Annotated in this window: 10 protein-coding genes and 1 pseudogene; 6 read left to right on the forward strand and 5 right to left on the reverse strand. The window is 57.9% G+C overall.

Going from position 1 to position 11,696, the window contains the following annotated elements; all coding sequences use genetic code 11:
• Positions 1-6: 6 nt before the first annotated feature.
• The 4 genes from D0851_RS01585 (at position 7) to D0851_RS01600 (ending at position 5,034) form a co-directional block, all read left to right on the forward strand.
• On the forward strand, positions 7-1,449 hold the full coding sequence (locus D0851_RS01585; protein WP_117617059.1) for an aldehyde dehydrogenase family protein: 1,443 nt from the start codon (positions 7-9) through the stop codon (positions 1,447-1,449).
• Positions 1,450-1,459: 10 nt separating this feature from the next.
• The gene (locus tag D0851_RS01590; RefSeq protein WP_117617060.1) at positions 1,460-2,854 is read left to right on the forward strand and encodes an FAD-dependent oxidoreductase; all 1,395 of its coding nucleotides are present in this window, start codon (positions 1,460-1,462) and stop codon (positions 2,852-2,854) included.
• Complete coding sequence (locus tag D0851_RS01595; protein ID WP_319922341.1) at positions 2,818-4,236, forward strand: NAD(P)/FAD-dependent oxidoreductase; 1,419 nt, start codon at positions 2,818-2,820, stop codon at positions 4,234-4,236. Before D0851_RS01590 ends, D0851_RS01595 begins: the two co-directional genes overlap by 37 nt.
• 387 nt (positions 4,237-4,623) lie before the next feature.
• A complete protein-coding gene (locus D0851_RS01600; protein ID WP_117617061.1) occupies positions 4,624-5,034 on the forward strand; it encodes an ACT domain-containing protein in 411 nt (136 codons plus the stop codon).
• A 46-nt stretch (positions 5,035-5,080) separates the two neighbouring features.
• Here the strand turns inward: D0851_RS01600 and D0851_RS20750 are convergent, their stop codons facing one another.
• The 4 genes from D0851_RS20750 to D0851_RS01615 form a co-directional block, all read right to left on the reverse strand.
• Positions 5,081-5,212: a hypothetical protein gene (locus D0851_RS20750; protein ID WP_264756460.1), complete on the reverse strand. Its 132-nt coding sequence runs from the start codon at positions 5,210-5,212 to the stop codon at positions 5,081-5,083.
• Between the two features lie 142 nt (positions 5,213-5,354).
• The gene (locus tag D0851_RS01605) at positions 5,355-6,542 is read right to left on the reverse strand and encodes a thiolase family protein (protein ID WP_117617062.1); all 1,188 of its coding nucleotides are present in this window, start codon (positions 6,540-6,542) and stop codon (positions 5,355-5,357) included.
• Positions 6,539-8,299, reverse strand: coding sequence for a DUF3141 domain-containing protein (locus D0851_RS01610; RefSeq protein WP_117617063.1), 1,761 nt, complete (start codon positions 8,297-8,299; stop codon positions 6,539-6,541). The genes D0851_RS01605 and D0851_RS01610 overlap by 4 nt, the downstream gene beginning before the upstream one ends.
• Positions 8,300-8,507: 208 nt before the next feature.
• The gene (locus D0851_RS01615; RefSeq protein ID WP_162893659.1) at positions 8,508-9,437 is read right to left on the reverse strand and encodes an alpha/beta fold hydrolase; all 930 of its coding nucleotides are present in this window, start codon (positions 9,435-9,437) and stop codon (positions 8,508-8,510) included.
• 565 nt (positions 9,438-10,002) lie between these two features.
• Between D0851_RS01615 and D0851_RS01620 the strand changes: the two genes are divergently transcribed.
• Complete coding sequence (locus D0851_RS01620) at positions 10,003-10,269, forward strand: type II toxin-antitoxin system Phd/YefM family antitoxin (protein ID WP_227539401.1); 267 nt, start codon at positions 10,003-10,005, stop codon at positions 10,267-10,269.
• Positions 10,266-10,667, forward strand: coding sequence for a type II toxin-antitoxin system VapC family toxin (locus tag D0851_RS01625; RefSeq protein ID WP_117617066.1), 402 nt, complete (start codon positions 10,266-10,268; stop codon positions 10,665-10,667). Before D0851_RS01620 ends, D0851_RS01625 begins: the two co-directional genes overlap by 4 nt.
• 422 nt (positions 10,668-11,089) lie before the next feature.
• Here D0851_RS01625 and D0851_RS01630 read toward each other — a convergent pair.
• Positions 11,090-11,692, reverse strand: a pseudogene (locus D0851_RS01630) (pirin family protein); the annotation flags it as partial.
• Positions 11,693-11,696 lie beyond the last annotated feature (4 nt).

Consider the following 11,696-nt stretch of genomic DNA (forward strand, 5'->3'; position numbering starts at 1 on the left):
CGCGCCGTGACCAGGCTTGAGCGTTACTACAACTACATTGACGGTACCTGGGTAGGTGCCGAAACTTATCGACTGATCGACGATCCGGCAACTGGCGAACCGTACGCTGAAATTGCCGACGCCAGCACAAGCGACGCCGATGCGGCTCTGCAAGCAGCGCGTCGCTGCGTCGATTCGTGTGCCCTGAGTTCCGTGCGCCCGGCCCAGCGAGTCACCTGGCTGTTGGCAATCGCCGACGAAATCAGAGCACTGACCGAAGAAGCCGCAGCGGTTCTGAGCAGGGAAAACGGCAAATCCCTTGACGTTGCCCGGGGCGAGTTCACAGAAGCGGCGCGGTATTTCGAATACTACGCGGGCATGGCGGATAAGATCGAGGGTGTGTCGATTCCGTTGGGCGATGGTTACGTGGACTTCACCAGCTATGAGCCTATGGGCGTTTCTGTGCAGATTGTGCCGTGGAATTTCCCGCCGTCGATCTGCGCACGCTCTCTGGCGCCGGCTCTGGCAGCTGGCAACGCCGTGGTGGTGAAGTCGCCGGAAGTCTCGCCGCTGGCGATGACTTTCCTGATGACAGCCTGTGAACGGGCCGGGCTGCCCAAAGGTGCGGTAAACCTGCTGTGCGGAGATGGCTCTTTGGTAGGCGCCCACCTGGTGGGACATGCACTCACCAACCAGATCGTTTTCACCGGTTCGGTCGCCACCGGCCAGAGCATTCTCAGGGCGGCCGCCGAGCATGCAACGCCCTGCGTGATGGAAATGGGCGGCAAATCGGCTGCTATCGTACACCCCGACGCCGACATTGAGCAGGTACTTGCCAGCGTGCGGAGTGGCATTTTCTTCAACTCCGGCCAGGTCTGCTCGGCGATGTCACGGCTGCTGGTGCACCGTTCCCGCCTGGCCGAAGTGACCAGGCGGGTGACCGAACTGGCAGAGAGTCTGTCCATCGGTAGCGGTTTTGAAAATCGGTACATCACGCCTTTGGTGTCCAAGGCTCAGTTGGCTCAGGTCGAGGGCATGTGCCAGCGTGCCATGGCCGACGGTGCCAGATGTCTCACTGGTGGCGAACGGGTTTCCGGAACCGCCGGTTACCTCATGCAACCGACTGTGTTCGTCGATGTGGCGGTCAACAGTGAGATATTCCAGCAGGAGGTGTTCGGCCCGGTTCTGGTGATTCACCCCTTCGATTCCGAAGACGAAGCCGTTGAGCTTGCCAATGGCACCGCATTCGGTCTGGTGGCAGGGGTTTTTGATCGACAACTGGATCGCGCCCTTCGGACAGCCCGCAGACTGCGAGGTGGTCAGGTGTTCATCAACGAATGGTTTGCCGGTGGCATTGAGACACCGTTTGGCGGCGTCGGGCTTTCCGGCTTCGGTCGGGAGAAGGGCCAGGAAGCACTTTACAGCTACGTGCAGACTCGAAATATTGCCATCCGGATTTCCGGCGAGTGAGGGCGACATCATGAAAACCTGGCTTTGCGTTATCTGTGGCCTGATCTATGACGAGGCCAAGGGCTGGCCTGACGACGGAATCGCACCTGGTACCCGCTGGGAGGATGTGCCTGAGGACTGGGTATGCCCGGAATGTGGTGTCGGTAAGTCCGATTTTGAAATGCTGGATATCAGTGAAGACAGCCCGTCGGAGGCCGAGGTCCCGGTTGAGTTCCCGGAACAGGTCGCTGCCAGTGTATCGCCAACCGGGCCGGTTGTGATTATTGGCAGCGGTCACGCAGGCTATGGCGTTGCCGCAGCCTTGCGCGCCCGCAACCCGGGGCGTGAGATTCATGTCTTCACAGCCGATGACGGCGGCCTTTACTCGAAACCAGCGCTTTCCAATGCGCTGGCTCTGGGGAAAGATGCCGGGGGATTGCTTGAGGAGTCTGCCCTGTCTATTGAGCAACGACTCAACATTCGTGTACACGCATTCTGCCCAGTGCTTTCCCTTGATCATGAGCAACGTGTACTGGTTACCCGGCTGGGTGAGATCGACTATGGCCAGTTGGTTCTCGCAACCGGTGCAAGGCCGATCCGGATCGGTTTTACCGGCGACCAGAATTCCGTGCTTCCGGTCAACGACCGTCAGGACTATCAGCGGCTTCGGGCCAAACTGGACATTCTGGACGAGCCAGCGCGCGTCACCATCGTTGGTGACGGGCTGATTGGCTGTGAGTTTGCCAATGATCTTGCCCAGGCAGGCCATCGGGTGACGGTGGTTGGCCTTGCCGACCGTCCCTTGCCAAGGCTGTTGCCGGAAGCCGGCAGTGCCGTCCTGCGCAAGGCGCTGAGTTCCGTGGGTGTCCAGTGGTATCTGTCTTGTTCTCTGGCGGATGTCCAGAGTCTGCCGGCCGGCGATGTCCGGCTGACCCTGACCGATGGCACAGAGCTGGACGCCGATCTGGTGATCAGCGCGGTTGGTCTGGTCCCGAACGCGGATCTGGCCCGACAAGCCGGGATCGATTGCGGGCGAGGTGTGCGGGTGAACGATTACCTTGCCACGTCCGCGCCTGACGTGTACGCGATCGGTGATGCCGTTGAAATAAAAGGGCAGTTGTTGCCTTATCTGGCGCCGATCAATGCCGGGATTCGGGCCCTGGCCGCAACCCTGGATGGCAGCCCTACTGCGGTGAGCTACCCGACCATGCCCGTGCTGGTGAAAACACCGGCGGCGCCGGTCTGTGTTGTGGTTCCCCCTGAAGGAAGCAACGGCCGGTGGCAAACGGATCAGAGTGGTGATGGTATTCGGGCCGCCTTTTACAACACAGATGGTGTGATGACCGGTTTTGCCCTGGTAGGTGAGGAAGCAATGGCCAGGCGCAGCGAATGGATCAAGGCGTGTGGCATGGCCTCGGCGGCATGAGGGACGTCGTATCAATCAACCAGAAACCCAGTTGGACGTCGCGCAGCGACGAGGGACCCAAGATGACCCAGGCAATTATTCCTCAGGATGATAAATGCAACGGCTGGTATCACCTGCTTGACGAGCCGCCCCAGGCGCGGCGGCTTGCCAACCGGGTCGTCGCTGACTGGCTGGTCATTGGCGCGGGATTCACTGGCCTGGCGGCGGCAAGGCGCCTCGGCGAGTTACGTCCGCATCACCAGGTGGTGCTGCTTGATGCGTTACGAGTCGGGCAGGGCGCTTCCGGACGCAATACCGGATTCGTGATTGACCTCCCCCACAAACGTGACCTGGAAGACAACAACATTGAGCGCAAGCAAAAGCTGCTGACCCTCAACCGGGCGGCGATCAGTGATCTGGACACCCTGATCAAACGGCATAGCATAGACTGCGACTGGTCTTTGGCGGGGAAGTACCAGGGTGCAGTGGGCGAGCGCGGGCTCAAGTACCTGAGCGGGTATGAGGCGTTGCTCAAGGCGTTTGACTATCCTTACCAGCGCTTGGAACGCGAGGCATTGACCCCCATTCTCGGCACCTCTCACTACGCCGCCGCAATCTATACTCCAGATACCGCCCTGATGCATCCGGCGGCACTGGTGAGAGGATTGGCCGCAACGTTGCCGGAGAACGTACAGCTCTTTGAAAACTCGGCAGTTGTTGGACTGTCCCGCAGAAACGGCTACTGGCATGCATTGACGCCAGAGGGTGAGGTGCAGGCGAAGGGACTGATCCTGGGATCCAATATCTATTCGCAGGAATTCGGCTTTCTGAAAAACCGGATTCTGCCGGTAATGACGTTCGCCAGCATGACCCGGCAACTTACCGATCAGGAGATGGGGCTATTCACCCAGGCGCCGCATCATTTTGGTCTTACACCCGCCGACCACGCTGGCACCACCGTTCGGTTGACACCGGATCGGCGACTGATCATTCGCAATCAGTACCGCTTCGTACCCAAATACCACGACAACCTGGCCGGCCGTATGGCCATTCGTCAGGGCCATCGGAATTCCTTCCTGGCCCGTTACCCATCACTGGATCATGTGCCTTTCGATTCCACCTGGGGTGGCGCCTGTGGCTTGTCCCGCAATTTCACCCCGTTTTTCGGCGAAGTCGGGGAACAGGCATGGATGTCAGGTGTTCACCAGAGTGTCGGTGTGGCCCGCGGCACCATTTCCGGCAGGCTCATTGCGGAGCTCGCCACAGGCCAGAATTCCAGCCAGTTGGCGGATATGCTGGCAGTGTCTGGAAAACCCGCTATCAACCCACCGCAGCCTTTCCTGGGTGTTGGGGTCAGGGCTCGAATGTCTCACGCTGCCTGGGCCAGCCGCAGTGAACTCTAGCGTGCAGGCCAACCCTCGGGAGTTTTCATAACCAGCACACATTCGAGCCGTTCACCTTGATCATCGCGAAACCGAGCTCAATCAACCGACGGTCCCGGTAACAAACGGCTAAAATTGGCCTATGCTTTAGTAGGAATCTGCGGTAGACAGAGAGCAGTTCTGACCGGTAGAGGAATTGCGTTGATGAGGTGCACCCGAGGCGAAATTCCGGATGGACAAAGTCCGTGCCTTTGTTTCCTGGATTATCGGGGAAGTGCGTTTAGAGTATAGGTATACGCTGGGGTACTTAAGCCTCCATGCACGGATAATGATATTTTGCTCTGGACGACCACAGAAAGTGCTAAATTTTCGGCATGTCCACGACATTCGGCCAGAGGATAGTTAAAGATGAAGCAAACACAGTTTCTCCAGGATTTAATCAAGCAGCTCTCGCCAAAACTGGACTCAACGTCCTATGTCTACTGCACAGTGGCTCGTGCAAAGTATGGTGAGCTGGAAAAGCTCAAACCCATTGTCAGCATTGCCGAACTGGAAGGTCTTACTCTGGTCATTCCTCTGGCACAGGCCAAATCCGAGGACCTGGACTACTACAGAGTCTTCCGCCGCATCACGCTCGAAGGCCACTCCAGTCTTGAAGCTCTGGGCCTCACATCCGTGGTAACGAGCCTGCTTGCCGACCGGGGCATTACCACCAATGTCATCGCAGGGTTTTATCACGACCACATGTTCGTGCCCAGTGATCGAATTGATGAGGCCATGGAAGCACTGAAAGTGCTCGCCAGCCAACCCGGCGACTAAAGCCGGGCAACGGTAAGCAGCTGACGCCACCTCAAAACTCCCTGAGTCACTGATCCAGGGTTATATTCAGTATCTGCCCCACGCCGGCGGGCGCCGAGACAAAGCCTTGGTGCCCTACCACAACGACACTCTCAGGGATGACTTCATCACTGTGGTGGCAATTGATGACAATAGACAAGTTACAGAATTCTCTAATATCCCAGGTGCAGAAGCCAAGATTCAGCAGCGGTTCATTGCAGCCCCGGTAGGCCCCCGCGCTGCTTGACGAGCGCGATGCCCTCGCGCACGAACCCGAGCAGCGCGTTCAGGTTAATTCGCGGTTACGCCAGGCGTTCCAACGCCAGCGCCACCCCCTGGCCGCCACCGATGCACAGGGTAACCACGCCACGGCGCACGCCATCTCGGGCCATGGCGTGTAATAGCCGGGTGGTCAGCACCGCGCCGGTGGCTCCGATAGGGTGGCCGTGCGCAATCGCGCCGCCTTCCACGTTAACGATATCCTCGGCCAGACCGAGCTCCTGGGTCAGGGCAAGGACGATGGCAGCAAAGGCTTCGTTGATCTCGATGCGTTCGATATCACCTACGCTCCAGCCGGCACGTGCCAGTGCCTGTTGCACCGCCGGCACCGGGCCCAGGCCAAAGTAGCCGGGTTCCACCGCGCCGATACCGTAGCTCACCAACCGCGCCATGGGTTCCAGGCCATGGTGTTCCGCCCAGGCGCGATCAGCGACGATCATCGCTGCCGCGCCCGTGTTCAGCCCGGGGGCGTTGCCGGCGGTGATGGTGCCGTCCTTGCGGAAGGCCGGTCTGAGTTTGCCGAGGCCCTCGGCGGTGGCGTCGGGGCGATTGTGCTCATCGCGCCCGAAGGCCGCCGTGCCCTTGTGGGATGTGACTTCGACCGGCACGATCTCGGCGTCGAAGCGTCCTGCCGCCTGAGCCTCGCTGAAGCGTTGCTGGCTGCGCGCCGCCCAGCGGTCCTGATCCTCGCGGCTGATGTTAAAGCGGCTGACCAGATCCTCCGTGTGCCACCCAGAGTGCTGATCAGAGAAGGCATCATTGAGCCCGTCGCGCAGCATGCTGTCGTAAATCTCGGCATTGCCCATGCGGTGGCCCCAGCGCCCGTGCAGATCCAGGTAGGGCGCAAGATCCATGTTCTCCATTCCGCCGGCGATAGCACAGTCACGATGCCCGAGCATTATCTCCTGCGCGGCGTTAATCACCGCCTGGGCGCCGGAGCCGCAGACCCGGTTGACCGTCATGGCCGGCACCGACACCGGCAATCCGGCGTGGATCGCAGCCTGGCGCGCCGGGTTCATCCTGGCGCCGGCCTGGATCACCTGACCCAGCACCACACTCTGCACATCCTCGGGGGTCAGGCCCGAGCGGCGCAGGCTCTCGGCGATAGCAGTAGCACCGAGCTCGGGTGCCGGCGTGTCCTTGAGTGTGCCACCGTAGGTGCCGATGGCCGTGCGTACCGGAGCGCAGAGAACGACGTTGGATTCTTTCATGATTGATTACCTCGCGTATCTGTTTTGTCCTTGCCGGGCCATAACCCGCCATAGAGCCTCTTGAACACCGTCTCGAAGATGCTGTCGCGAGTCGTGCCCACAAGCGTCAGTGCCGAGGTGATTGAGTCGCTCACTGACGTCTCCCATTGCCGATAGGGGCTACTACTATTGACCGGCGTTGGCGTGGCCTCCATCCTCTCGGCCAGCCACTTGACCCCGCCCATCCAGGGCGCGAAGCGCTCCGAGAACATCAGGCGGCTGGTTCTTGCCGGATGCAGTTGGCGCAGCATCTCGGCCGACCAGGGGGTGGTGACCCGCCGCACCCAGGGCCCGACAAAGGTCTCGTAGAGAGTCACATTGCGCTTGGAGAGGGCTTTTACGCGCTCGAACTCCGGTGCCTGGTCGGGGTACTCCAGATCTTCCACATGACGTTCCTCGAAACGCACCTGGAACTGGGGCTTGTGACAGTCCGGGTCGCCGGTGGGATTGTCTATCTTCATCTCGTAGAGCCCGGGGGCAAGGTCATTGAGATCGCCGACGCTCTCGAGGATCGCCCGGTGCTCCAGCCGTGCGACCTTGGCGGAAACGAAGATTCCCAGATGGCCAACGTGTGGGTTGATCAGGTAGACGATTCGCTGGCCAGCGGCCTTGAGTGCCTTGGTGTCTGGGTACACCGCGGGGATCCAGTTGAGCGCCTGGTGCGGTGGGGTGATGTTGTCTCCACTGGAGGCGAAGATCACCAGCGGGTTGCGGATGCGCTTGAGGTCAACGGTGCAACCGGGATGGACTTCAAACTCGCCACGCTCCAGCTTGTTACCGATGAAGAGATTCTCGACGATAGCAACAATCTCTTCCTTGCTCAGGCTATAGAAGCCGGTCCACCAACGCTCGAAGTCCAGAAATCGCTCGCGCTGGCCGTCGATGTCGGCAAACAACTGGTAGTCCTTCTGCCACAAGGTATTTGCCGGCTTGAGGGATTCGAAGTTGGCCGCCAGATGGGCGCCATCAAAGCGCCCGCCCCCCAGATCCGCCAGCAGGTGCGTCACCCAGGCGCCGCCCAGCAGCCCGCCGGCGAGGCGCATGGGATTAACGCCGGATTCGCCGGACCAGTAGGACAGCGGTGAGCCGTTAAGCACCGCCGGCCCGACCAGGCCCTCACAATCAGCCGAGAGCAGTGCGATGGCCCATCCCGCCTGGCAGTTGCCGTAGAGCACCGGCGGCATGTCGGGGTGGCGCTCGGCCAGCGTCTCGACGAAGCGCCGTAGTACGTGTAACACGTCCTCCAGCGTCTGCCCGGGCATGGGCTCGGGGAAGAAGATCGCGAAATAGACCGGGTGCCCCTCGTGGAGTGCCATGCCCACTTCGGAGTCTTGTTTGAAACCGCCGATACCGGGACCATGACCGGCGCGCGGATCGACGATCATCACCGGCGGTTTGGTCTCGTCGAGGCAGTCTTCCAGACAGTCCTCGCCGACCCGGGTGATGCGTAGCAGGGCATAGTTGGCGGGGCGCTCCAGCCGGCGACCGTCCAGGATCATTTCATAGTCGAAGTCGAGTAGCGGTGGCTTGCCGGCCTGCTCATGCTCAAGCATGTTATTGGCACGCTCGCGCAGGGTGTCCAGGTAGCGCACGCCGCGCCGCCACAGGTCGGTCTGGTAGGCGAACAGTTCCGCCGCCGGGTTGCTCGGGATGGTGGCGTGTTTGTCGGGCCTGACCGACGGGTCGGGCGCCTTGTCTGTCGTTGGCTTGGCATTCATAGTGGTTTTACCTCTCGGTGTCAGGATGAAGTTTGGTCAAGTCGGCTCTGCTGGGCAGCGTTGCCGCCAGCACGGCCACCCCGTAGAGGTGCCACCAGCGAACCCTCAATGCCATCTCTCACCGCGATTCCTGCGTTGAAGAATGCGAACACAGGCACGACACCGAAGGTGACTATCTTGAAAGAGCAGAGTCGGTTTTAAATTTCGGTCAAGGAAGGCTTCCGGCCATATTATCCACGTTGCGGCTCTCTGGCGCTGCAAAATTATCAATCAAAGCCCATATTTTTGCCGGGTCTGACAGATAGACTTGATGGTCTTCTCCCATGAGCCGCTCAAATATTGCGTTTGAAAAAAACGGCAGCAATGCGACTGCGTTCTCCACCGGTGCCGCGAGGTCATTTTCTCCATGAATGAGCAGTATTTTTTTGTCCTGTATTTTCGACGCCAGCCTCTGCAAATCCGCGTTCGCCAAAATTTCATCAAGCGTGCGATAATAGCTGACCCAGGTATGCTTTTTTGCCTCGTCAAAAATCTCCTTCGGAATGTTTTTTGGCCGAAACCACTCGGTCATGTAAATCGGGTGGAAATAGCAAACGAACTGGTAGGTCGAATCGACGGATAATTCATCCCACAAAGAAATTCTCGCGAAAGTCTCCTTGATCTCCTCTTTATCGGCAAAACTCGGAAGGCCGATGGTCACCAACCCGTCAAACCACTCGGGATGTTCTCCGACCAGCCCCATCGCCAGGATGGCACCAAGCGAATGCCCAACCGCGAACGAATTGCCGGAATCAAAGCCCTCTTTTTTCATCACTTTTTCAATGGCTGTTATGTGTTCTTCCAGATCGTATTTGCCATTGGGTTTGGGTGAGTCGCCAAAACCCAGAAGGTCGATCAACAATAATGAGTAAGAGTCCGGCGCATACGCCAAACCCTTCTTCCAGTACCTCAACGAGCCCGTCAGACCGTGCAGAAGTACTATCTTCGTAGGACCATCACCTATCCGCTCATAGTTAAGCGTCATCGATTGCGGGTCGTATGGCGTTGCAAGCGCGCCGCGGAGATAGGTTTGAACACCGGTTCCGATGAAAGCGAGGATCACAAAAGCAATAGTCAGGTAGAACACGCGTTTTCGCACTGGTGGCTCCCAAATAGCCCAAGTTTATCGAGCGCGATGGCTCGTCACAGTTTGCCAATAAAGGGCTCGTAGACGCCGGTCCAGCTCACACCCCATGCACCAGCCCTCTTGACTCAGGTGGGCGGCTACGCAGTAAATTCCTTAGTAATGCCATTTTAACGGATTTTAGTGTTTCAACAGGGAAGTATCACTCCCATGGGTGCCGAGTCTGGACGACCACAGAAAGCACTAAATTTCCCGAGCAACAAATCAATAAGTTGGGCGCTGAGGTCCGCACAAAGTGCTACCTGATTACTCATGTTGATCAGCTTGCACTGGCCTTCAACGACAAAAAGTATAAAAACGCATCTGGTGAGACGGTGACAACCAAGGTGTGTGGCAGTCTTGAAAACCTGGTTCGTGAACTCCTTATAAGGTGCGGGCCTGAACTATGGGTCCAGTCATTCAGGCAGACGCACGTTAGCGACTTGGCTGGATCGAAAGGGATTTCAGTCTATTTGGTCGGGCCTAAAAGTCCCAAATTGCAAATGACCACTTGTGGTAGTCACCACGCTGATTTATTGTGGTGACTATACCCAATGACTATGGTGTGTCCATGAACCAGGAACAGGTAACGAAATCGCAATTCAAGGCAAGGGCACTTGAGTATTTCCGCAAGGTTGAGACCTCTGGAGAGTCGGTAGTGGTTACGGATCGCGGTCAACCAACTGTAGAGATTCGACGCTACCGGAGCGATAAGCGGTCGCCGCTTGAGCGGTTGCGCGGGAGCGTTCTGGAGTTCAAGAGCCCGACAGAACCGGTTGCTGAAGACGATTGGGAGGCTCTGGATTGATCGTTCTCGACACTCACGCCCTGATTTGGTGGGTAAATGGTGACAGCCAGCTTTCCCCGAACGCCAAGGCGGCAATAGATCACGAGCAGCAGGATGAGGACGGAATCATCCTGGTCTCGGCAATATCGGCGTGGGAGATCGCCCTGCTTGTCGGACGTGACCGTTTGACTCTGGGGATGAACCTCGATGACTGGCTTGAAACCGTCCGTGAAATTGAGGGGGTGAAGTTTGTACCTGTTGATGAGGTGGTGGGCGTTGAATCAACACGTTTTCCGGGTGACTTTCACAAAGACCCAGCCGACCGGATGATTACCGCCCTCGCCAGACACTTCAATGTGCCGCTGGTAACAGCAGACGAAAACATCCGGGCGTACAAGCACGTTCGGTCAATTTGGTGATAGGAATCCAGGAGAAAATCGTGAGTGAAGAAACCCCTATTTTGAAGCTGCGCCAGTGTCGGAGTTGTGTGGTTGTGTATCAGTTGCCCTCACCGAAGTAGAGCAAGGCCGGGTTTCGCGAGCGATTTCTAAAGAACGCAAGGATGCGCTGATGGTGCGTTTCTTCGAAAGCGGTCGTGATCGTAGCTATGACGCTGACTGTCCTCGCTGTGACACTGGCATCAAACACTAGTTGGAAAACGTAATGATGGAAGGTAGAGCTGCACCGAACACTCATCACGATAGGTTTAGCACTTTCTGTGGTCGTCTATTGGACGACCACACGAAGTACTAAACAAACTTAAAGTAAATTCTAGAAAGCATCACCAATTCGCATTTCCACAGAAAGTACTGGTCAGAATGGTCGGAATTTCGAAAATATGCCCGGACGGAACCCTGATCTCGGTCGCGCAACCTGGCTCTAACGTCAGATCCCACAAATTGATGGGCGTAAACGTTTGGGCAGGTCCCCTATGACCGTGATACTCACCGGCAATGACCCTTAGCTCGCCTTGACCATGGCTCAGTTTCGCTCTTGGTATGTTGCGGTCGAGCAAGGTCTGATAGGCGGCGGGCGCATCCTTGTGTCTCGCTGGCAGGTTGACCCACAGCTGAACCATCTCTAAAGGCCCGCCCGAACGAGTGAAAGCCTGGGAGTGAAATTCCTCATGCACAATTCCAGAACCGGCAGTCATCCACTGGACGTCGCCTTTCCCGATAATGCCGCCACCACCGGACGAATCTTTGTGCTCAAGCTCTCCCTGATAAACCAGCGTGACGGTTTCAAACCCCTTATGGGGATGTTGACCAACGCCACGCGGCCGCTTGCCGGGTTTGAAATCGACAGGGCCAGCATAATCGAGCAACAAGAAGGGACTGATGTTCCGGGCTCCCATCTGGTCGTAGCTCATCAGTGAGCAGACAGGGAAACCATCACCAACCCAGTGGCTGTTCGGTGGGCTGTATGTTGCCTTTACTCGTTTCATGATA

Origin of the sequence: Marinobacter sp. Arc7-DN-1 (assembly GCF_003441595.1) — a bacterium.
GTDB lineage: Bacteria > Pseudomonadota > Gammaproteobacteria > Pseudomonadales > Oleiphilaceae > Marinobacter > Marinobacter metalliresistant.

Excerpts from the sequence above, each read along its gene's own strand:
- D0851_RS01610 (WP_117617063.1), bottom strand. The coding sequence starts at position 8,299 with ATGAATGCCAAGCCAACGACAGACAAGGCGCCCGACCCGTCGGTCAGG.
- D0851_RS01605 (WP_117617062.1), bottom strand. The coding sequence starts at position 6,542 with ATGAAAGAATCCAACGTCGTTCTCTGCGCTCCGGTACGCACGGCCATC.
- D0851_RS01600 (WP_117617061.1), top strand. The coding sequence starts at position 4,624 with ATGAAGCAAACACAGTTTCTCCAGGATTTAATCAAGCAGCTCTCGCCA.
- D0851_RS01595 (WP_319922341.1), top strand. The coding sequence starts at position 2,818 with ATGGATCAAGGCGTGTGGCATGGCCTCGGCGGCATGAGGGACGTCGTA.
- D0851_RS01590 (WP_117617060.1), top strand. The coding sequence starts at position 1,460 with ATGAAAACCTGGCTTTGCGTTATCTGTGGCCTGATCTATGACGAGGCC.